Origin of the sequence: Candidatus Njordibacter sp. Uisw_056, from assembly GCF_047730085.1 — a bacterium.
GTDB lineage: Bacteria > Pseudomonadota > Gammaproteobacteria > Pseudomonadales > Balneatricaceae > Njordibacter.
In genome coordinates this window covers 2,785,050-2,806,931 of the sequence record NZ_CP159830.1, presented here as the reverse complement: position 1 = coordinate 2,806,931, position 21,882 = coordinate 2,785,050, and the positions used below count along the sequence as shown (strand labels likewise).

Annotated in this window: 20 protein-coding genes and 1 riboswitch; of the genes, 4 read left to right on the top strand and 16 right to left on the bottom strand. The window is 47.1% G+C overall.

What is annotated here, in order from left to right:
* The first annotated feature begins 123 nt into the window (after nt 1-123).
* Nucleotides 124-260, top strand: a riboswitch (cobalamin riboswitch).
* 51 nt (nt 261-311) lie between these two features.
* Genes ABXT60_RS13380 through ABXT60_RS13365 form a run of 4 tightly spaced genes read left to right on the top strand, consistent with a single transcriptional unit; the run spans nt 312 to nt 2,332 of the window.
* Complete coding sequence (locus ABXT60_RS13380) at nt 312-506, top strand: CbtB domain-containing protein (protein ID WP_443630593.1); 195 nt, start codon at nt 312-314, stop codon at nt 504-506.
* Nucleotides 507-535: 29 nt separating this feature from the next.
* Nucleotides 536-1,255 (top strand): CbtA family protein, encoded by a 720-nt coding sequence (locus tag ABXT60_RS13375; RefSeq protein ID WP_443630592.1) that lies wholly within the window; start codon nt 536-538, stop codon nt 1,253-1,255.
* A 4-nt stretch (nt 1,256-1,259) separates the two neighbouring features.
* A complete protein-coding gene (locus ABXT60_RS13370) occupies nt 1,260-1,592 on the top strand; it encodes a hypothetical protein (protein WP_443630591.1) in 333 nt (110 codons plus the stop codon).
* A gap of 38 nt (nt 1,593-1,630) precedes the next feature.
* The gene (locus ABXT60_RS13365) at nt 1,631-2,332 is read left to right on the top strand and encodes a hypothetical protein (protein WP_443630590.1); all 702 of its coding nucleotides are present in this window, start codon (nt 1,631-1,633) and stop codon (nt 2,330-2,332) included.
* Nucleotides 2,333-2,370: 38 nt separating this feature from the next.
* Here ABXT60_RS13365 and ABXT60_RS13360 read toward each other — a convergent pair whose 3' ends face one another.
* From ABXT60_RS13360 to ABXT60_RS13285, 16 genes are all read right to left on the bottom strand, one after another.
* Nucleotides 2,371-3,255 carry an EamA family transporter gene (locus ABXT60_RS13360; RefSeq protein ID WP_443630589.1) on the bottom strand — a complete coding sequence of 295 codons (885 nt, stop codon included), beginning with the start codon at nt 3,253-3,255 and terminating at the stop codon, nt 2,371-2,373.
* A gap of 91 nt (nt 3,256-3,346) precedes the next feature.
* Nucleotides 3,347-4,756, bottom strand: a complete 1,410-nt coding sequence (cysG, locus tag ABXT60_RS13355; RefSeq protein ID WP_443630588.1) for a siroheme synthase CysG — start codon at nt 4,754-4,756, stop codon at nt 3,347-3,349.
* Nucleotides 4,753-5,811 (bottom strand): threonine-phosphate decarboxylase, encoded by a 1,059-nt coding sequence (locus tag ABXT60_RS13350; RefSeq protein ID WP_443630587.1) that lies wholly within the window; start codon nt 5,809-5,811, stop codon nt 4,753-4,755. The genes cysG and ABXT60_RS13350 overlap by 4 nt, the downstream gene beginning before the upstream one ends.
* The gene (gene cbiB, locus ABXT60_RS13345; RefSeq protein WP_443630586.1) at nt 5,808-6,770 is read right to left on the bottom strand and encodes an adenosylcobinamide-phosphate synthase CbiB; all 963 of its coding nucleotides are present in this window, start codon (nt 6,768-6,770) and stop codon (nt 5,808-5,810) included. Before cbiB ends, ABXT60_RS13350 begins: the two co-directional genes overlap by 4 nt.
* 1 nt (nt 6,771) lies before the next feature.
* Nucleotides 6,772-8,226 carry a cobyric acid synthase gene (locus ABXT60_RS13340; RefSeq protein ID WP_443632113.1) on the bottom strand — a complete coding sequence of 485 codons (1,455 nt, stop codon included), beginning with the start codon at nt 8,224-8,226 and terminating at the stop codon, nt 6,772-6,774.
* Between the two features lie 86 nt (nt 8,227-8,312).
* Nucleotides 8,313-12,176, bottom strand: a complete 3,864-nt coding sequence (gene cobN / locus ABXT60_RS13335) for a cobaltochelatase subunit CobN (RefSeq protein WP_443630585.1) — start codon at nt 12,174-12,176, stop codon at nt 8,313-8,315.
* Nucleotides 12,177-12,185: 9 nt separating this feature from the next.
* Nucleotides 12,186-13,289 (bottom strand): cobalamin biosynthesis protein CobW, encoded by a 1,104-nt coding sequence (gene cobW / locus ABXT60_RS13330; protein ID WP_443630584.1) that lies wholly within the window; start codon nt 13,287-13,289, stop codon nt 12,186-12,188.
* 174 nt (nt 13,290-13,463) lie between these two features.
* Entirely contained in the window at nt 13,464-14,705 is a 1,242-nt protein-coding gene (locus ABXT60_RS13325) for a multidrug effflux MFS transporter (protein ID WP_443630583.1), read from the bottom strand.
* Between the two features lie 105 nt (nt 14,706-14,810).
* Nucleotides 14,811-15,587: a precorrin-4 C(11)-methyltransferase gene (gene cobM, locus ABXT60_RS13320; protein ID WP_443630582.1), complete on the bottom strand. Its 777-nt coding sequence runs from the start codon at nt 15,585-15,587 to the stop codon at nt 14,811-14,813.
* A 33-nt stretch (nt 15,588-15,620) separates the two neighbouring features.
* On the bottom strand, nt 15,621-16,397 hold the full coding sequence (cobJ, locus tag ABXT60_RS13315) for a precorrin-3B C(17)-methyltransferase (RefSeq protein WP_443630581.1): 777 nt from the start codon (nt 16,395-16,397) through the stop codon (nt 15,621-15,623).
* Between the two features lie 33 nt (nt 16,398-16,430).
* Nucleotides 16,431-17,234, bottom strand: coding sequence for a cobalt-precorrin 5A hydrolase (locus ABXT60_RS13310; protein ID WP_443630580.1), 804 nt, complete (start codon nt 17,232-17,234; stop codon nt 16,431-16,433).
* Nucleotides 17,231-17,962, bottom strand: coding sequence for a precorrin-2 C(20)-methyltransferase (cobI, locus tag ABXT60_RS13305; RefSeq protein ID WP_443630579.1), 732 nt, complete (start codon nt 17,960-17,962; stop codon nt 17,231-17,233). Before cobI ends, ABXT60_RS13310 begins: the two co-directional genes overlap by 4 nt.
* Nucleotides 17,962-19,245 (bottom strand): precorrin-6y C5,15-methyltransferase (decarboxylating) subunit CbiE, encoded by a 1,284-nt coding sequence (gene cbiE, locus ABXT60_RS13300; protein ID WP_443630578.1) that lies wholly within the window; start codon nt 19,243-19,245, stop codon nt 17,962-17,964. Before cbiE ends, cobI begins: the two co-directional genes overlap by 1 nt.
* Nucleotides 19,245-19,886, bottom strand: coding sequence for a precorrin-8X methylmutase (locus ABXT60_RS13295; RefSeq protein WP_443630577.1), 642 nt, complete (start codon nt 19,884-19,886; stop codon nt 19,245-19,247). The genes cbiE and ABXT60_RS13295 overlap by 1 nt, the downstream gene beginning before the upstream one ends.
* Before the next feature lie 81 nt (nt 19,887-19,967).
* Nucleotides 19,968-20,723: a precorrin-6A/cobalt-precorrin-6A reductase gene (locus tag ABXT60_RS13290; protein WP_443630576.1), complete on the bottom strand. Its 756-nt coding sequence runs from the start codon at nt 20,721-20,723 to the stop codon at nt 19,968-19,970.
* Nucleotides 20,720-21,880, bottom strand: coding sequence for a cobalt-precorrin-5B (C(1))-methyltransferase (locus ABXT60_RS13285; protein WP_443630575.1), 1,161 nt, complete (start codon nt 21,878-21,880; stop codon nt 20,720-20,722). The genes ABXT60_RS13290 and ABXT60_RS13285 overlap by 4 nt, the downstream gene beginning before the upstream one ends.
* Nucleotides 21,881-21,882: the final 2 nt, after the last annotated feature.

The following is a 21,882-nucleotide window of genomic DNA, read 5'->3' as shown; positions in this document are numbered from 1 at the left end:
TTTGAGTAAAAATACACTGTCTATTACCCTGTTAGGTAGCAGGTTTGATGGGTAATTCTGTACGAAGAGTCGCGTGTTGAATAAAACCTCTCGTATTAAGGCTTCAAAATCTAACCGATTTGGCATAAAGTAGGCCCCGTAGGTGGCTACAAGAATTTAGCTTTAACGGGAAACAGTCAAACTAAGAACTGTGCTGCCCCCGCAACGGTAAACAAGCATTGCTTGTTAGCCCGGAGACCGGCCTACAACTTATGGGTTTAATACCCGCTAACACTAATTTTTATCGTGCGGGTGAGCACGTGGAGGAATATATGACAATGACGACAGTTACATCCAAGGCTAATACAACTGCACCAAGCCAGGTATTAGCGAGCACCAATGTACAAATGGCTGCTGCTGCAATTTTAGGCATGGTGGTACTAATGGGTGTTGGTTTTGCGCCAATGGATGTGGCACACAATGCAGCCCACGATACTCGCCACTCTTTTGCATTTCCTTGCCACTAAGGGCGACAGCCCTCTTTTAGGTTAATTTTATGTTTCGTTCTATGGTGTTAGCTGCACTAGCTATAGCCTTGGTTGCAGGCTTAGTTTTGAGTGCTGTTCAAGCCCTCCATGTCTCTCCCATTATTTATGCAGCCGAAGTGTTTGAAATTGCTCAACCCGAAGTGACTGCCGCCTTCCATGATGGCCATTCGCATACCCACAATGATGACGCTTGGGCTCCAACTGATGGGTTTGAACGTGTGGGTTTCACAATACTATCTAATGTTTTGTCAGCCTTTGGTTTTGCCATAGTCTTATTGGTGTGCATGTTTGTGGCGCGCGATAAGGCTGAATTGACAATTTCTTGGCTGAATGGCATTTTTTGGGGCTTAGCCGGCTACCTAACGTTCTTTGTGGTTCCAGCACTAGGCCTTTCTCCAGAGATCCCAAGTATGGAAGCAGCTGCAATTGAAGGTCGTCAATCGTGGTGGTTTTTAGCTGTTATGGCTACAGGCTTAGCTATTGCCAGCTTAATTTTTTTGCCAGGGATTACTAAGTGTGTAGCACTGGTATTTATTGCTGCACCTTGGATTGTGGGTGCGCCCCACCCAGAAACGACTGGCTTTTTACACCCAAATGCACAAGCTGTGGCAACCTTAGAAGGCCTGCAATCGCAATTTATCTATGCCACAGCGCTGGCCAATGGCTTATTCTGGATCGTCTTGGGTAGCCTAACAGGCTACGTCGCTAAGCGGTTTATCAAAGCTTAATATTGTGGCAACTACGCAGCTAACCTATGACTATGTGCTTGAATCTGTTTTTGGCACCTACTTGTCAGATCCAGAGGCGCTAAAGCTTAGGTTAGCTGACCTAGACACTGCCATAAGAATAACGGCTGACGGCCTCAGTTTTAGTTTACCTGAACTTTATAATTTTGCGGGGCTGGAAACCAAAGGTGGTAATGAGCAATCTTATCTAAGCTTCAGGCGCTGTATTTATGGCCAACAAACCCAGGTAATGCTGCATACACTGGGTGGTGAGGTAGTGATCGCTCAGAATCACCAACACGTCAATAAAACAATATATCGGCTAAAGGCATTGAGTTAATAAGTGATGCCGTCATCTGTTAAATAAAAGGGGGTGAAGTGGAAATAAGTGTTCTGTTAGTGGGCTTTATGATTGGTTTGCGCCACGCCTTAGAAGCTGACCATGTCGCTGCTGTAGCTTCAATTGTGACACAAAAGCAGGGTAAGTCTGCAGCATTGCGTCATGGCGCTGTGTGGGGTTTGGGGCACACCCTCACCCTCTTCGCCTTTGGCACTGCGGCCTTGTTGGCGGACACCTTAATTCCTGATCATACGGCGGCCATATTAGAGTGTGCAGTAGGGTTTATGCTGCTGTATTTGGGCCTAGATGTGCTGTGGCGAATGGCCCATAAGGGGATTCATATTCATGTCCACCAACACCATGGCAAACGACACATTCATGCTCATCAGCACGGCTTAGAGATAGATAGAACCAATGTGAGTGCTCACCAACATAAGCATAAGATCCCGTTTCCAATACGAACCTTAATGGTAGGTGTAATGCATGGCATGGCAGGTTCAGCAGCCTTGGTGGTATTAACCCTAAATGCGGCGCAAAATTTTTGGCTTGGCATGGGTTATATGCTGTTGTTTGGCATTGGGTCTGTTGCCGGTATGGCTCTTTTATCAGTGGCCATTAGCCTTCCGTTTAACTTTTCTAACAAGCGCATTGAGCGGTCTGTAGGTTACCTTCAGTTAGGTATTGGTTTGGGTACGTCTGGTCTGGGTGGCTTTACTGTGTTTAATTATTTTATTAGTTAGTACTAATTTCTCGGGATGACTAATACACCTTAGCTAACCTAGTTCTGTGCTTTTTTGGAGGGTGCAGACACTGGTGTTGAGCGCAAATTGAGGACGAGCCCAGCAATGATAAAGGTTGCGGCAACCCATTTCCACCACGGCATACTCTCGTCCAGAAAAGTGCTGGAGGCTGCCATACCAAAAACAGGCACAAGCAACGCCCAAGGCGCTATTAATGCAGCTGCATGGCGCTGTAACAAAAAATTCCACAACCCATATCCAATAAGTGTGTTACCGATAGTTTGCCACAACACAATACTCCAAGCTTGCCAATGTGCAGACGCTAGGCTTTGGCCTATGAGAGCAGGCCCTTCGTAGTAATATGACATGAGAGCCAGTGGAGGAACTGCAAATAGGGAGGACCATGCTAAAAAAGCAATAATATGGACCTTACCAGAACGCTTAACAACTAAGTTACCAGCTGCCCAGCTTAGAGCTGCGATTAATATGATGGTTAAGCCTATAGGTGTAGCATCGGTGTCACCTTGAGCAGCAATGAGTACAATACCTGCAAAAGAAATGACTAGCGCAAGAATTTGCGGCATGCGAATGGTTTCTTTAAATAGCATTAGCGCCAGCACAATAGTGAACACAGCTTGTACCTGAATGACCAAGGAGGATAGTCCAGGCGACATGTGGCTGCCCATCACCCAAAAAAGTAGGCCAAACTGACCAAAGCCAATAAAAAAACCGTACGCTATGAGATAACGCCATGGCACTGCAGGGCGAGGTAATATAAAAACAAGGGGTAAAGCGGCAAAAGTAAAGCGTAAGCTAGCAAATAAAAATGGTGGTAGATCGTTTAGCCCTAGTTCAATAAATACAAAATTAGTACCCCAGATTAGGGCAACAAAAACCGCTAATAGTTGATGTGTAATGGGCATTGTAGCATCCTGCTAGGGTGGGGCTTATTCGCCAGAGTGGCCATTGTGAATAACGTTATCTAGGCCCGTGTCAACTAGCCAAAGCTGCATGTTAGACGTCCCTAGAGGATGTGAACCACGCCAGTTTATCATGTAAACTAACAACGCGCCCAACCACAAATAGTGAAGGAGACATAACTTGCTCCTCCTTGATTATTGTAGGTAATTGGCCCAGTTCTGACACCAACACTCGCTGGTCCTGGGTCGTGCCTTTTTCTATTAAGGCTACGGGCATTTTTTCGTCCATGCCATTACTAATTAGTCTTTCACATATGATAGGTAAACCTTTTAAGCCCATGTAAAAAACTAAGGTTTGTCCTTCTACAACTAGTTCTGGCCAAGGTAAATCTACACTGCCATCGCGTAATTGTCCCGTTACAAACCGCACGGATTGGGCATAGTTTCTGTGAGTGAGAGGAATGCCAGAATAGGCAGAGCAGCCACTAGCAGCAGTAATACCAGGTACTACCTGAAAGGGCACATGCTGTTCGGCCAGCGTTTCAATTTCTTCCCCGCCTCTGCCAAAGATAAATGGATCTCCACCTTTAAGGCGTGCCACTCGCTTGCCCTGCTTTGCATAATCTACCAACAGTTGGTTAATACCCGTCTGAGGGACGCTGTGGTTAGCGCGGCGTTTACCTACGTATACCCTTTCTACAGACTCTGGCACTAACGCCATCACTCCGTCAGACACTAAGGCGTCATAGAGCACCACATCGGCTTTTTGTAATAGTCTAAAAGCCCTAAGAGTGAGGAGGTCCGGGTCTCCAGGGCCTGCACCTATGAGAAAGACTTCACCGTTACTCATGACCTTATCAAGGCCATTATTGGCCTCTCTTAAATGCGTTTTCAACAAGCTTTCTGCTTCGCTATGCTTACCGGAGAAAACGGCTTCTGCAACAGGTCCCTGTAGCACCTGATGCCAAAAAATTGACCGTTCCGTGGTACTTGGTAAGGCCTCTTTCACCCGTGTGCGATAAGCCCCCACCAAGCGTGCTAGTTGCCCATAGGCTTTGGGCACAAATTGCTCTAATTGCTGACGTAAAATACTAGATAATACGGGAGACGCCCCACCGTTGTTAATCGCAATAGTTAACGGTGCGCGGTCAATTATGGCTCCAAAAATAATATTGCCATCATCAGGGAAATCGGCCACATTAACTAATAAACCCATGGCCTTGGCATCAGTAGCGACTTGGTGATTAACACTGCGATTGTCTGTGAGTGCTAAAATCAGGTTGTAGCCTAGCATCGCCTCATCTGAAGTATAGGCTCCAATGGTTACGTTGCCACCTGCGCCTTCTACTAACTCGGTCACTCCTTCAGCGACCGCTGTAGCTATCAAATCACAGGCAATACCTGCTTCTACCAATGATTTAACGCGTCGTTTGGCAACGGTCCCACCACCAATAAGCAGTGCTTTTAACTGTTTGGTGTTGTGAAATAGAGGGAAAAAGTTCATGGGGATTCCTGTTGTATCCATCTTTGGCAGTGTTCAAGTGTTCTGCTGTGGCTTAAATCAACATTACCAAAGCGTAACAAACTGGTGCCTGAGTTGATATCAACTGGGCGCAATAAAATGCCGTTTTTGGCAGCATTAAGGTGTAATCTTTGGGCTAAATCTGGTGGCATAACAAAACTGCGGAATAATTCGTGCGAAGCTGCTAAATCTGCTCCTAACTGAGTCATTGAGTGCTGCCAAAGGCTTAGTTGTGTCATTGCTTCGTTCGCCAGTTGAGTGCGCATATTAGTTTGCCACAGAGTATCGTTTAAAGCCGCAATAGCGACTTTTTGGGCTGGGCCATTAACAGACCAAGGACCAATCTCCCTGGCCAAACTATTGAGTACAGTTTGAGCTGCAAAGGTAAACCCTAAGCGAATGCCCGCAAGGCCAAAGAACTTACCCACCGAACGGAGTATTACAATGTTATCTGCTAGCTTCTCTGTAAGCAGGCTAGCAGTCATAGTGGTGTCTATAAAGGCTTCGTCAACTACCAAAAAACCGTCTATCGCGTGTAGCTTTTGGGCCCAAGAACGCATCTGTTGAGGGTTAAAGGTTTCCCCTGTTGGGTTGTTAGGGTTGATGATGACTAAATGGCCTAATTCATTATCATGTAGCGCCGCATCTATTTGCTGGGCAGCTAACTGGCTGTCTAATCCACTGTAAGTTCTAACGTCACCTTGTTGAGACCACGCTTGACGGTGTTCTTGATAGCCTACGTTGGGTATCCATGTGGCTTTCTGGCTGCCCAACTGATGCAGTATAAAGGGTAGTAATTGAATAACACTTTGGCTGCCACTGCTTGCTAAGCACGGATGTTCCCCATAATAAGAGCCAGCCGCTTTGGTTAAAGCAGGGTCTACATAAGGTAGCTGGTGCCAAGCATTTGTGTCTATGGTTGGCACAGGGTAGCTGTGCTGGTTAATACCAGTTGATAGATCAACCCAATCATTAGGCTTACGGCCATAAATAGCAGACGCTGACTGCAAATCACCACCATGAAATAGGAGGCTCATGCCACTGCCTCCAAAAAAATGAGCAAACAAATCGCCGCTAGCCAAAGCACTAGGCTGTGGTTCACTAAGTCACAGGCATCATCAATACTGGCAGCCATGGGTGCACTGCCAGAACCTAACACAGGGCGGTGTTGGCTGTGACCATGATACTGTGCACTGCCACCAAGCTCTACACCGATAGCGCCAGCTCCTGCTGCCATTACTGGGCCAGCATTAGGGCTTTTCCACGTGCCAGCTTGTTTACGCCAGCTTTGCCATGCATTTTGGGTTTGCCCATTAACGCTGCCACATAGGGTGTAAGCGAGTGCCGTGAGGCGAGCAGGGATGAAATTAAGTAAGTCATCAAAGCGCGCAGCCGCCCAGCCAAAGTATAAAAAGCGTGAGTTTTTATAGCCCCACATGGCATCTAAGGTGTTGCTCAGGCGATAAATAACCACCCCTGGAATACCAGCTACAATAAACCAAAACAGGGCTGCAAATAATGCGTCAGCACCGTTTTCAAGTACAGATTCTGTGGCCGCTTTAGCAATTTCCTGCTCATTCAAGTCTTCAGTGTCACGGCTTACAATATGGCTCACTGCAACTCGGGCTGTGATTAAATCACCGTCATATAGAGGGGCAGATATGGCTTTGGCGTGCTGAATTAGACTGCGCCATCCAATCGCTAAATACAGCACCACGGCACCAAAAAGTGTTGAGAATGCCTCGTAGGTAGCTAACGTTTGCTCTAGGCTATAAGCGGCAAAACTAAGAGGCCCAATAGCAAGGAGTAATGCGAGTGTGCCTTTGCATTTTAATAGGGTGTCACGTTGGTTCACTTGTACGCCTTCTGCAGAATTGAACCACTTCTCCAGCCCATCAACTAAGCCTCCAAAGCCTACCAGAGGATGAAGCCGCTTAGGTTCACCTAACCAATAGTCTAGGCCAAGGGCAATAACAATGGTGATAATCAAACTCATGCTATATACAGCCCTGCATGATATTAAAAATTTTCGCTATGGGCAGCTCTACTTCTACTTCATCAGCTAAGCGTTCTATCTGTGCAGCCCGTAAAGCTGGATAATCGAACGCTTGTGTCTGTTCTAAACCGGCCCAGTGTAATAATTCTTCCAGTAGTTTTGGTTCATCAAATAAGCCATGTACATAGCTCCCTATCACAGTGTCTTCAGTATTGCGGGCACCGTCTGGGCCAGTGTTAAGTTGCATTAGCGGCTTTGCTGAATCGCGCCCAGTGGTCTGTCCCACATGAATTTCATAACCTGTTACTGGAATGTCACCTATTTGATTTAACCAGTGACCTTGTACGTTACGTAACTGTTTTTCTCCTTGTAGTAGTGTTTCAATATCCAAATGCCCTAAACCTTTGCTGGTACCTGCGTTTGACTCGGTGCCATCTGGGTCATGCACCGCTTGGCCTAACATTTGATAACCACCACAAATGCCAATGACTTTGCCACCTAAACGTAAATGACGTTGAATCACTGCATCCCAACCAGACTGTTTAAGCCACGCTAAATCACCACGGGTATTCTTACTTCCCGGCAAAATAATAAGGTCTGCGCCTTTGAAGGTTTGCACATCTCTTAACAGCTGGCAATCCACATCTGGGTGCATTCTTAAGGCATCAAAATCTGTATGGTTACTGGCCCTAGGGTAAATAGGCACAACAACCTTAAAGTGCTTGCCATCATCGCTTTTGGTAAACTGGTCAACTGCTAGTGAGTCTTCGGCTTCTATGTGTAAGTTGTGGATATAAGGTAAAACCGCAAGCACAGGTTTGCCAGTGTGTTCTTCTAACCAGTCTAAACCACCCTGTAATAGTGTTTTATCACCGCGGAAACGGTTAATAATAAAGCCGCGCGTGCGCGCTTTTTCGCTGGGGCTGAGCAGTTCAAAGGTGCCGTATAAGTGGGCAAAAACACCCCCGCGGTCTATGTCAGCGACGATAATAACAGGGCAGTCTACGGCTTCAGCAAAGCCCATATTGGCTAGGTCATGTTCCCTTAAATTAATTTCTGCAGGGCTGCCAGCTCCTTCAACCATGACTAAATCGAAGTCTTGTAATAGTTCTTGATGGGCACACACCACGTCTTGTAGCAACTTAGGCTTGTGCTGGTGGTATTCCACGGCTTTCATGTTACCAATGGCTTTGCCACGCAATATTACTTGTGACCCTAAATCACTGTTGGGTTTGAGCAGAATAGGGTTCATGCGTATATCGGGCGCCAAAAAACAAGCTTCTGCCTGCACTGCCTGAGCACGGCCTATTTCTCCTCCATCAGCAGTTACGGCGCTATTAAGGGCCATATTCTGGCTTTTAAAAGGAGCCACTTTAATGCCTCTACGAGCCAAAATACGGCATAAAGCTGTCACTAATATACTCTTCCCTGCATCAGATGTGGTGCCCTGAACCATAAGCGTGCGGACATTCTTCTCTAACGCAGTTTTGGTGCCTTGGACTAGGAGGGTACGTGAACCCTGTGCTGTTGATGTTGACTGAGTCATGAAGCAGTTTCCTTCTGTTGATCTAAGTCTAACAGCAAATCTTGTAAGGCCTTTTGATGTTCACCTGGTTCATGCCACATGCCTCGTTGGCAAGCCTCTAACATGCGTTCAGCCATTTCTTCTAGGGCTGCAGGATTATTGTTGCGCATAAACTCTTGGTTACCTGTTTCAAAGATTAGCGCATCGCACACCTGTTCATATTGGTAATCAGCAATTAAATCTGTAGTGGCATCGTAAGCAAAAAGATAGTCAACGCTTGCAGCCATTTCAAAGGCCCCCTTATAACCATGGCGCTGCATAGCACTAATCCATTTAGGGTTAAGTACACGAGAGCGCAACACACGGTTGAGTTCTTCGCTAAGGGTACGGATTTTAGGCACGCTAGGGTTGCTGTGATCGCTGTGGTATACCGCAGGGGCTTGGCCACTAAAGCTGGTCACTGCGTTTGTCATTCCACCTTGAAATTGGTAGTAGTCATCGGAGTCTAATAAATCGTGTTCACGGTTGTCTTGATTTTGTACTACAGCCTCTAACTGGCTTAAGCGATGTTTAAAATCGTCATGGGCGGCCACCCCATCACCTGTTTGATTACCATAGGCGTATCCACCCCAGTTAAGATACGCATCAGCAAGGTCTGCGCGCTCGGCCCAACAGCGCTCATCAATAAGCCCCTGCAATCCTGCACCATAGGCACCAGGTTTACTGCCATAAACGCGATAGCTAGCTTGACGTTGGGCGTCTTCAGAGCTAACCCCTTGGGCTTCTAGTTCGGCCTTGCGCTGCTCAACGTTTTGGCGAATAGTGTTGCCATTTTGGTCGCCCAAACCTGGTTCATCAAAGCTCGCTAAGGCCTGCACAGCGGCATCGTATAACTTCATAACATTAGGGAAAGCATCACGGAAAAATCCAGATACTCTCAAGGTGACATCAACGCGGGGGCGGCCTAATTGCATTGCAGGAATGATTTCGAAATCGGTCACTCGCTGTGAACCAATAGCCCAAATAGGTTTGATCCCCATTAACGCATACGCCTGGGCAATATCGTCACCACCAGTGCGCATGGTGGCTGTGCCCCAAACCGATAAACCAAGCTGGGTGGGGTAGTCGCCGTGCTCTTGTAAGTGCTTTTCAATAAGGGCTTGGGCTGAGCGCTGGCCTAACGCCCATGCTGCTGCAGATGGCACGCTGCGGTTGTCTAGGGAAAAGAAGTTACGCCCAGTAGGCAAGGTATCTAAGCGTCCCCGTGTCGGGGCACCACTAGGGCCAGGTTCTACTGCCTGGCCTGCTAGTCCTTGAATAAGGGCTTGAGTCTCACGCACAGCGCTATCTTTTAAAGCCACTAAAATAGTATTTTTAGTGTAATGTAATTGTTGGCTTGTTCTTGGAAGAACTGTTTTTAAAGCATTGATATCATTATTTTTTTCTGAAAGTAAGTACTCATTAACTAAGCTTAGTGCTAATAACTCAAGGCGCTCCCTTGTGTCCATGGTGGAGCGCCATACAGCGTTGCTTTGCTGAGCTAACAACTGAGGTTTAGCACCAAGCCAAGGGCTAACCTTGGTGGCTAGAGGATCGTATTCAGTTAGGCCCAGGTCAAGGGCTAGGTTGTGCAAAATACCCCGTTCTTCGTTGGCTTCACCGCGGGGTAAACGCAGCAATGCTACTAGGGTTTCGCTGAGTTCATCTGCATCTGGTAACTGGCCTAAAATATGTAAACCATTACGAATTTGAGCTTCTTTTATGTCACATAAATAGGTATCAAGCTCGGCTAGCATTTCGCTCTCAGTCGTGTTGGCAGTTAACCCCAGTTCTTGTTTAAGATGACTACTAGCCAAGGTGGTAACAATTTGCTCCCTTAACCAGAGCTCACGGCCGGTGTCTAGACCTGTGGCTTGGTATAGCTCATCTACCAAGGTTTCTAAATCAGCGAGTTCTCCATAGATTTCAGCACGGGCCATAGGTGGCATTAAATGATCAATAATAACCCCTTGGGCCCGACGCTTCGCTTGAGCACCTTCACCTGGATCATTGACAATAAACGGGTAAAAATGAGGCATTGGGCCAAGGGCAATATCGGGCCAGCATTCATCACTTAACGCCACGCCCTTACCGGGTAGCCATTCTAGATTACCGTGTTTGCCAAGGTGAATTAGTGCATCTACCTCATAGACATGGCGTAACCAGAAATAAAAGGCTAAATAACTATGGGGGGGGACCAGGTCTGGGTCATGGTAGTTGGCTGTTAAATCTAGGTTATAACCCCTGGCTGGCTGGATGCCTACAAAGGTTTCACCTAAGCGCAGGCCTGCCAACATGATACGACCTTGTCTGTATTTTGGGTCTTGCTCTGGACCTCCCCAGCGTTGCAACACAGCATCTTGGCAGCTACGTGGTAACTTAGAGAAATGCTTCGTGTAGACAGCAACCTCTAAACTTTGCCAACACGGCAAGTGGTGCAATGTATTGGGGTTATTAGTGACAGATTCTAATAGAGCTTCAATTAAGCCATTACCATTTTCTGGTATCGTATCAACGGCGTAACCCGCATTTTGCATAGCGTGTAATACATTAATGGCTGATTGTGGGGTGTCTAAACCCACACCATTGCCAATGCGGCCATCTTTGGTGGGATAGTTGGCAAGTATTAGGGCAATACGTTTGTCATTATTGGCTTTATTTCCAAGGCAACAATATCCCTTAGCCAAGCGCGCCACAAACTGTGCTCTTTCAGGTTCGAGCTCATACCCCATAAGGTTTATTTGGCATAGCTTGCTGTAGTAACCCATGGACTTAAAGCTAATTGCTCGAGTGAGTACATGGCCATCCATCTCTGGCAAGACCACTTGCATGGCAATATCGCGAGATCTTAGCCCTTGTTTGTGCCCACGCCATGCCTCCTGCGTGGTAGAGGAAAGTACCAACTGTAAAACAGGGATGTCACCCTCAATAGGCAGTTGAAAGTGTGTTGGTGAGGAGCTAAGGCTTGGTGAATCTACCTTGTTGCTGGCAAACCCCAAGCTGCTTAGTACCAGTTTAGAGTTTGATTGCTTTAAAGTATGGTTTACTAATGCTAAGGCCTGTGGGTCTTTAAGCGAGGTAATGGCAAGAGCAATGGGGTTCATGCCTTGGTTAACTAAACTTGCCATTAAACCATCAAACATGCGGGTATTACCGCTTTGTAAATGGCTGCGATAAAATAATAGAGCCACTACAGGTACGTGTTTTAAACCCTGTACAATGGTCTGTTTTTGCCAATCCATGAAGCTAGCTTGAGCTACGCCTGGTTGATAAATCAGCGCTTGGGGAAGTTCCGTGGGGGGTTGCCATTGAGGCTGCTTGGCGTCTAAAGCTGCGGATACTGCTAAGCCTTGGCTTAGCTCTTGAGTTAAATAGCGCAATAAATTAATGCCGTTACTCACGCCACCTTGGCGCAGGTATTGCCATATAAGCTGACAAGAAGCGGGCTTACAAGAGCTGGCTTGGGTTAACTGTAGGTCTTGTGCATCGTCTCCTGGCACTAAAATGAGTTGGCGATTAGGCTTGGCCTGCTGCCATGCTTGAAGACGTTCGAAGCCATAATTCCAATAACTTGCACCACCCAGTAATGAGACCATCACTAATTCTGCTTGCTCCAACACCTTGTGCTCATAAAGATCAAAAGCTGCTGGTTTTAGCAGGTGACTCCAGTTTGCTAAGCGAATAGATGGTAGCTCGCTACCAAGTTGCTCAGCTGCAGTGGCTAGCATAGCGAGGCTAGTATCGGCGGCAGCCAAAATCACCACTTTAGCGGGGTCTTGGCCTAGGTCTATAATGCCCTCTTCTTCAACGAAGCCGCCAGGTTGTGCTGCGAGCAAATGCATGTTGGGTGATTAAACCTCAGCAGCTTTTAATGCGCTGGTGAGTTCGTCAACATGTAGGTGTTTGCCGATCATGACCAAGGAGGTACAGCGTACTTCACCTGCAGCCCACAACCGGTCAAAGTGATTTTCTAAGCGCTGGCCAACGGCCTGAATGACTTGACGCATTGGTTTATTGGGTATCGCAGCAAACCCCTTAGCGCGGTATATTTGTTGCTTAGAAAGTAGCGCTGCTAATGCCACTTGTAACCGTTCACCATCTACTTCGCCTAGGTGAATGACGCAGGAATCAAAATGGTCATGGGCATGCTCATGATGGCCACCATGGTCATGGTGATGGTCGTGGTGAGTGTGCACGGCTTCGATTCGTTCTTCGGCAGCAGCTTCTAGGCCTAGTATTAGTTCGATAGACGCATCACTTGTGCCGTCTTCATTTTGGCCAATGTAAGCAGTTTTGACAGCAGAAGGTACTTTCGCAGTAATTACCTGTTCAACTTTGCTGCGTTGTTGGCCAGACAAAAGGTCGCTTTTGGATACGATGACTAGGTCGGCAGCACTTAGCTGGTCATCAAGTAACTCGGCTAGATCAGGGTCATGGTTAAGGCTTTCATCGGCTAAGCGTTGAGCCTGAACCTGCTCAGCATCGTGGGCAAAACGACCTGCAGCAACTGCAGGGCCATCAATTACCGTGATCACTGCATCAACGGTAAAGTGTTGCTTAATATCGGGCCAATTGAAGGCTTGCACAAGGGGTTTTGGTAAAGCTAAACCACTGGTTTCAATAAGAATATGGTCAATATCATCACGACGCTTTACTAACTCCAACATGACTGGCAAAAACTCTTCCTCTACGGTGCAGCAAATGCAACCGTTGGCTAGTTCATAAATACCTTGCTGGGTGCTGGTGGGTGCCTCACCTTCATCATCACAGTCTAATGGGCAATTACGCAATAAATCAGCATCAATATCCAGTTCGCCAAATTCGTTAACGATGACTGCGATACGCTTGGGGTCTTTACCACCAGAAATTTGACGCAAGACATTAGACAATAAAGTGGTCTTGCCACTACCTAGAAAACCGGTGACAACAGTAGCTGGGATTTTTTTCAGTTGCATGGGGTAACCTTGTACTTAATGGAATGCTAAAAGGGTGTTTGAAATTGCCCGCCATTTTGGCACAAAAAGCCGCTTAAATCAGCCTTCCAGGGGCGTAAACTATCCCTAACGCGACGCTTTTTCAAGCGGTTAGAGCCGCTTGAACAGTTATCACGATTCAAGCAGCACTTGAGCCTAGCTAGATACACCACCGCCAGCTTTGGGTTTACCAAAACCAAACCGCACCCAATGCATCACCAACATAGACAGCAGTGAGCAAACAGCCATGCCTAGGGCTACTGGGAAAATATCTGTATCTACCGACATGCCGATCAAGCCCCCAATAGGAATAGAAATAAACATTGATCCAGCACCCACCACAGAAGCGCCCATCCCAGCTACCTGGCCCAAAGGTTCCATGGCCAAGGCATTGAGATTGCCAAACTGAAAACCAATGCCAGAAAAAATTACAAACAAAAAAGCCATTGTGTGCATTAGTGGTGGTACACCATCGTAAAACTGGGCATACATGTAAAGCCCTAAGGAACCTGTGAAGACCAGTAGGTTGGTTAGCTGCACCAGTCTAAACATGCCCCAACGCATGACCAGTTTAGCGTTGAGGTAGGAAGACATTAAGTTAGGAAATACTAAAGCGCCAAAATATAGAGGGAAGGCATCGCCTACGTCATAAATTTTTTGGAATAGCCACTGACTGGAGCTTAAGTATCCCAAAAAACCACCAAATACCAAACCACTGACTAAAGTATATCCCGCCGCAACACGGTTGCTTAGTACAAGGATAAATGCCTCCCACAGCACTTTAGGGTGAATGGAGCGGCGTTTTTCGTGGGTTAGTGTTTCGTCAAGCCGCAGCCAAGTCCAGATGCACAATAACACTGCTAAGATGATGTACATGGCAAAAATGTATTGCCATGGTCCAAACCAAAGCAATATTTGCCCTAGCATAGGTGCACAAATGGGCACGATCATGAATACTGCGCCAGACAGTGACATGATGCGTGCCATGGCTCGGCCGCTAAAACAATCTCTGGCTAAGGCCGACACCATAATGCGGGGTCCAGATGCGCCTATACCCTGTAAAAAGCGCCCAATAAGCATCATCTCTAAAGACTGTGCGGACATTGCTAATAGGCAGCCCAGTATAAAAAAGGCAAAACCCACATAAATTCCAGGTAATCGACCTACACGGTCAGAGACAGGGCCATATATGAGTTGACCTATGGCAAAGCCGGCAAATAGGCTGGTAATGACCAATTGAATTTCACTTCCGCCGACACTAAATTCCAGCGCCATAAAACCCAACGCTGGTAACACTGCGTCGATAGACAAAGCCACCACAGACATTAATGATGCCATGAGAAAAATGAATTCAACCATACCGATACGTATGGTTGTTGTGGAGGGCTGGTTAGACATAACGTTTATACGAAACAAAAGGAACCCGTATAATAACGAAAAAGCCCCTTCATAGGGTTTTTACTTTAAGATGAGGCTGTTTACTTGTGTTTAAAAGCGCTTGAACTAGCCTATGTTTTTATTATGATCTTTCTTGCGGTAGATATGGGCCTTGTTTTCATCGTACAGGTACGAATCATCAAAGTTCTCAGCATCTAATACATGACCTACTAAAATCAACGCCGTGCGGGTAAATTTCTTAGCGCGCACTTTAGCCACTATATCACCTAGAGTACCTGTCACCTTGTCTTGGTCTGGCCAGCTGGTGCGATAACACACAGCCACTGGGCAGTCTTCGCCATAGTGGGGGACCAGGTCTTCCACAATTTTATGAATACGAGTAACACCTAAGTGTATAGCTAAGGTAGCACCTGTAGCAGCTAATGCGGGCAAACGCTCACGATCTGGGAAGGGGGTTTTGCCTTCGTAGCGGGTAAGGATTACTGTTTGTGAAATGCCAGATAAGGTAAGCTCTTTGCCCAGCCATGCGGCTGATGCAGAATAGGCTGTTACCCCTGGGATAATTTCGTAATCAATTTCTAATGCTTCTAGGCGGCGCATTTGCTCGCCAGTGGCACCATATAATGAGGGATCGCCAGAGTGTACCCGGGCCACATGCTGGCCTTTGGCGTGAGCATCGGCCATTAGCTCTACCTGAGCATCCAATGCCAGTGCTGCAGTGTCTATGACTAGGGCGCCGCGTGAACGTGCCGTTTCCATATTTTCATCTGGTATTAATGACCCTGCAAAGAGCACCACGGGTGCTGCATCCAGTAAGCGTTGACCTTTAAGGGTCATTAGCTCTGGATCACCCGGGCCTGAGCCAATAAAATATACAGTCATAATGTTGTCCTGTGTTTTGCCAAAAATTTGTGATTAAAGCTTCTTTTTATATCCGCGAGGGGTATAAACCCACTCTTTGGTGCCATTCACTATGTGCCTAGATTCGCTGTTGCCCACGGAGACAAGGGTAAACATGTCCACGTCTTTGGCATCTAATTCATCTAAACGAATGATGGTCACCTGCTCTTCTGGGCGCGTAAGCTGACGACCGACTAATACTGGTGTTGAAGCTGGGCGGTGCTGTAACAAAATGTCGCGGGCTTTGTTAAGCTGCCAATCACGTTTTTTAGACACAGGGTTATAGAAAGACACTACAAAATCGCCTTCGCCAGCTTTTTCAATCCGCTTAAGAATGGTTTCCCAAGGCGTGAGCAAATCTGACAAAGAAATAGTGCAAAAGTCATGTCCCAACATAGCGCCTACGCGGCTGGCACCCGCTTGCATGGCAGAAATTCCTGGAATAACTTCTAACTCTACATCTAACCATTCTGGGTGATTCTCCTTACCCTCTAACTGCATGTCGAGTAATTCAAATACCAAGGTCGCCATGGCATAAATGCCAATATCACCGCTAGAAATGAGTGAAGTAACCTTGCCACTCGCAGCCAAATTTAACGCCAAACGGGCGCGACCAATTTCTTCGCCTAGGGGTAAGTCATAGTGCTGTTTGCCGTCACATACATCACCTAAAATATCTAGGTAGAGGCCGTATGCCACTAGGTCTGTACTGGCAGCAATAGCAGCGTGGGCACGAGGCGCCACTAACTGTGCATCACCTGGGCCGGTACTGACGATAAATAATTTACTCATGTTGATCTCGTGCTTATTGGGTAGGTTTAAGGGTTAATCTTGTTCGCCAATTGAACCAGCACCGGGCGGAAATGCTCGGGCTATAGCACAAGTTGCTTTAGGTGTTTTTAGTTTAGCTTGCAGTAGCTGGGCTTCATTACCAGTGGCCTGTTGAGCCGACCAGAGTGCGGCAGACTCTGCTACGCCATAAACCCCTACAGTGTCGTACACATACTGTGAAGGGTTAATAAGTTGGTCATTTACAGCAGCCAAAGCCTCAGCTGAATAAGTTTGGAAACTTTTCCCAAGGCTTTGAGCCAAGTCGATAAGGCCCGTCTCATCCGCTTTAATGTCAATGCTGTTTATGCTGACAATGTCGTTAATAGTGAGGCCTTTTTCAAACAAGCATTGGTTTAAAAATTCTAATAAGTGCTCTTTACTGCAACCGCGCTCGCAGCCCATGCCTACGGTATACACAGGCTGCAGGTATGGCTGAGCAGTGGTCATGGCTAGCTGTGCATCTAGTAGGTCGCTCACTTGGCGACCCCATTCGTTAGCACCACCTTCATGGCCAGACAGCAACGGAATAACAAACTGACCTTGTTCATCGAGCACTAATACGGCAGGATCGCGGTATTTATCTAATAAAACAGGCGCCAAAGTGCGCACAGCAATGCCGGTGGCACAGATTAAAATAAGCCGTTCCTCGTGGGTAAAAGCCGTTTGAACAGTTTCGGCAAAGGGCTGAGGTTTGAGTTCAAATGAAACCAAGGCGTTTGGGTCCTTAGCCAACAGCAGTATTTTTAAACGCTCTCCTAGGAGTGCACCAGCTTTAGTTAAGGCAAAAATACGGATCATGAAAGGCGCTCCCGCTTAAGGACTACAAACAAAGAGAAGTATGGGCCTGTTGTATTAGCTAACTGTGTGACATCAGTTAAAATTTCTTCGTTGTCACGGCCTATGTACGCAAGGTAACTCGCATCTGCTGTACGCCCTGTTTTATCAAGTATGGCAAGGATGCGGGCTCGGGCCCAGCCTGCTTTCATGATCACCACACTGTCGTGGCTAATAAGGGCTTGCTCTAGTTGCGCATCAGTGTGCCGACCACTCATTACTACAAAGGATTCTTGTAACAGCGTGAGGGGCTGCTGCAATGCTGATGCTGCAGCGTTTACAGAGGAGATTCCAGGCACTACAAGACACTCATGTGAATCACTCAAACGCTCTAGTAGATAACTAAAAGACCCAAAAAATAGTGGATCACCTTCACATAAAAAGACCACAGACTTTCCTGATTTTATGTGTACAGAAATCTGTGCTGCACCCAAATCGTAGGCAGCATTAGCGGCAGTGCGATCTGTGCTCATGGGCATAGGAATGGCTACTTCTTCGGCAGGGGTGCTGCGGCTTGTTATGCTTAGGCTAGCAATATCACGGGCTTGTGAAGTGCCTATTTGGTTAGACAAATAACAAATCACATCGGCACCTTGGATAAGGTGGTGTGCCTTTAGAGTGATCAATAATGGATCACCAGGGCCTACACCTACGCCGTAAAATACACCAGATTTAGCTTGGAAGTTATGCATTAGTTTGCTGTCTCTAGGGCTTTATGCCAGCTCATTAAGATGATTGGTAAGGCAGGCCGCAATACATCTTGCCCAGCAATGGTGTCTTGGCGGCTTATAGCCACTTGTAGATAATTTTCGGGTTGTTGGCCAATCAGCTGGGTAAAGTCTCTCAATGTTGCCTTGCTTGGCTCGGTAACGGCACTGGCTACAAGGCGTCCACCGGGCTTAATGCGCTGCCAAGCTAACTGCAATATGGCGCTAAGTTCACCACCACTACCGCCAATAAAAACCTTGTCTGGATTGGGTAGTCCTACAAGACAATCAGGCGCCCTGCCTTGCTTAATAAGTAAGTTAGCACTCACTCCAAAAGCATCTATATTGGCATTTAGACAAGCCACACGTTGGCTGTGATGTTCAATACCATACACGTGTCCTGAGGGGTTCCAAAGTGCCCATTCAATAGCTACGCCACCACAGCCTGCGCCTATGTCCCATGCTATATCTTGGGGTGAGGGCTGCAACAAACTGAGAATATTAAGCCTCACTTCACGTTTTGTAAGCAGGCCTTTGCCAGATTCCCCATCAGTTACAAAGTGGGCATCTGCTATACCTGGGAAGCTAGGCATTACATTACCACCACCCAACGTGCGAACTACTGTGACGTGAAGTGGATGGAAGGTCTGACTAGATTGCAAAAGTGTTTTTGCATCAAATTGTTGAGACCTTTGATCCGCATACCCTAAGCGCTCGCACACATGCATTACTGAGTGTGGCAAGTTTGCCGATACTAAGGCTTGAGCAATGGCTTTGGGATGACTGTGCTTATCGGTAAGAATCAATAGGTTGCGAAGGGGCTGTAAGTGCCGATTAAGGTAGTTTAGTGGCCGCCCATGGAGGCTCACTAGCTGCGCATCTTGTAATGACAGGCCGGTTAATTCGCATGCCCCTTGTAAGCTTGAAACGCCACTAATACAGACCACGTCATAGCCTAATTTTGGACTAAATGTGCTTTGTAAATATTTGCCAATGCCAAATAACAATGGATCCCCTGAGGCTAGAATGACCACATGATCAAAGCCCTTAATGTCATTAACAATGTGCTTGAGTTTGGGTAAAGCCATCAGCACTTGATGTGAAGTAGGCCCACCCTCACACTTAGGTGGAGCAAACAGTGGTCCAACACTTTCTAGCTGCCTAGGTGACCCCATAATGCAATCGCAAGAGCGCAAGGCTTTTAGGGCCTTTTCATTCAATAATGGGGGTTGGCAAATGCCTAAGCCAATAACTGTTATTTTAGGCATTAGTAACGCTCGCCAATGTTACAGCGCAGTAATGCGTTCACTACAGAAGACGCAGCAGCGCTGCCACCTTGGCGGCCAAGCAAGGTAATGCACTGAATGCCTAGCTCTTCATGGATGTCCCAGAGGGCTTGCTTAGACTCAGCAGCGCCCACAAAACCTACAGGAATACCTACGATTAAAGCAGGTTTAGCTGCGCCTGATTTGATCATTTCTAATAAGCGAAATAATGCGGTGGGTGCATTACCAATCACCACTACGCTGTCTCTAAGCTGATCACCCCAAAGGTCTAACGCGGCCATAGAGCGAGTTTCACCCCGCGCTTTGGCCATTGCTGCTGTATCTTCATGGTTTAAATAGCATAGGGGTGGGCTTTGGATCATACGCTTAGTAATACCCTGCTTTACCATTTCTACATCACATAATATGGCGTTATGGTTGGCCAGTGCGGCACGGCCTGCTTCGCACGCATTGACACTGATACGCATCTGACGCGCCACATTGGGGTCACCCACACTGTGGACAACACGCATCACCACTTGTTGGGCATCTGTGCTTAAACCTGCTAGATCTGTTAGCTGGCGAATCTGGCGAAAGCTATCTTGCTCAATAGCGTGGGGATTAGGCTGGTATAGAAAGCTCATATCACAAAAACCTAGTGTTTATGGCCATGGCCATTTTGATGGTGATGCACATTTTTATTAGTGTCTGGTTTATTTGAGTCATCATGCTATTACTGCCATTGGCGTTTCAGCCCATGCCTGTAAACGATCTATTAATGCACCAAAGTCCTTTTCTGTAGGGCCTTTGATCTGTGGGCGTTGTAACATAAATACGGGCACTTTAAGGGTGCGTGCTGCAGCAAGCTTGGCTTCTGTAGCGCTACCGCCACTATTTTTGCTAGCAATCACTTGAATGTGATGCTGCTTTAATAATGCTAGCTCGCAGGCTTCATTAAATGGGCCTATAGCTTTGATCCAATTAACGTGACTGGGCAATGGGTGTGGCGGCTGCACGGCAGTGCGCAACCAAATGTGTTGGTCTGATTTTAAAAAAGCGAGCTCCTTGGGGCTCACTTGGCCTAAGGTAAGCAATACACGCTGATAGCCAGAAAGTGCAGTTAGCAGTTTTTCTTTAGTGCTAAATAAGCGCCAATCATCGCCTACTTTTTGCTGCCACGTGGGCCTTAAAAAACGCCAGTAGTTTATACCTAATTCGCTAGAAGCCTGCCGTGCATGATCGCCCATGGTAGTGCTAAATGGGTGGGTTACATTAACAATGCCATCAATATGTTGTGTTTTGCAGTAGGCGCTTAGGCCGCCAAACTGCGTGAAGCCACCGCTAACTACGGTAGCTGGCACGTTTGGTTGGCGTACAAGACCAGCCACGCTGTAGACTAACTCTAATGATGGCTGGGTTAGGTGCATGACTGTAGCCAAATGGCGAGCATCGGCGGTGCCACCTAAGATCAATAGTTTCACAGCACAGTCTCTGTATTAGTGGGTTGTTCACCAAAGGCGCTGGCTAATAATTTGCCTTGCCTGTTCACTGCAAAAACCTCTAGCTGCACAGAGCTTGGCACTGTTGTTTGCGCAAAATTTAGGGCGTTTTGACAGACAGCGTCGGCTAAATCTATGCCGTGTTGTTGGCATAATCCCAGCGCTTCTAAGCTGGTATTGCAGGCCTTTATGGACGTTGCTAAGGCCTCATCTGCACCTAGCTTGCGGGCCACGTCTGACAGCTTGACTAAGTTGATGGATGAGCGGCTGCTATGCAAGTCTAAGTGGCCATCTGCTAGCTTGCTAATTTTTCCAAAACCGCCACAAATAGTAACGCGTTTTACAGGGGCCTTTTTAAGGTGTTTCAAAACTGCACCAGCAAAGTCTCCCATTTCAATAAGCTGCATGTCATTAAGCCCATAATGCTCACTAATAAAGGCTTCGCTAGCATTACCGGTAGAAGCTGCCACATGGGTGTAATCGTTTGAAGCGGCCACATCCAGCCCTTGATGAATGGATGCAATCCACGCACTGCAAGAATAAGGGCGTACAATACCTGTTGTGCCCAAAATGGATAAACCACCTAGAATCCCCAAGCGGCCATTCATGGTTTTTTTGGCAATTTCTTCGCCATTGACTACACCAACAGTCACTTGAAAACCATCGGTGTACTGATAAAATACACCAAGACGTGTGAGATGCTCACTCATCATTTGCCTAGGTATTGGGTTGATGGCCGCTTGGCCCACGTCTATCACTAAGCCAGAGCGAGTGACCGTGCCTACGCCTTTGCCAGCAATGAAGCTAATGCCTTTTTGCGCAACCAATTTTACTGATACCCAAATAGTGGCGCCATGAGTGGCATCTGGGTCATCACCTGCATCTTTAGTAGTTTGCGCATATGCGCTAGTGGCGCTGCGCATTTCCACTAACGTCAGTTCTAAATCTACGTGCTTGCCTGCTTTTTGGCTGGCTTCTTTAGCGTTGGGCCTTTTAATGGGTAGGGTAACGCTAACACTAGTTTTTTTAACCTTGCCAAGCAATAAATGACCCACAGCTAAACAGCAAGCCGTAGCGCAAGTGCCGGTAGTCAAACCGGTACGCAGGGGCTGTTTTTGTTCGCTAGATTCGGGCCACATAA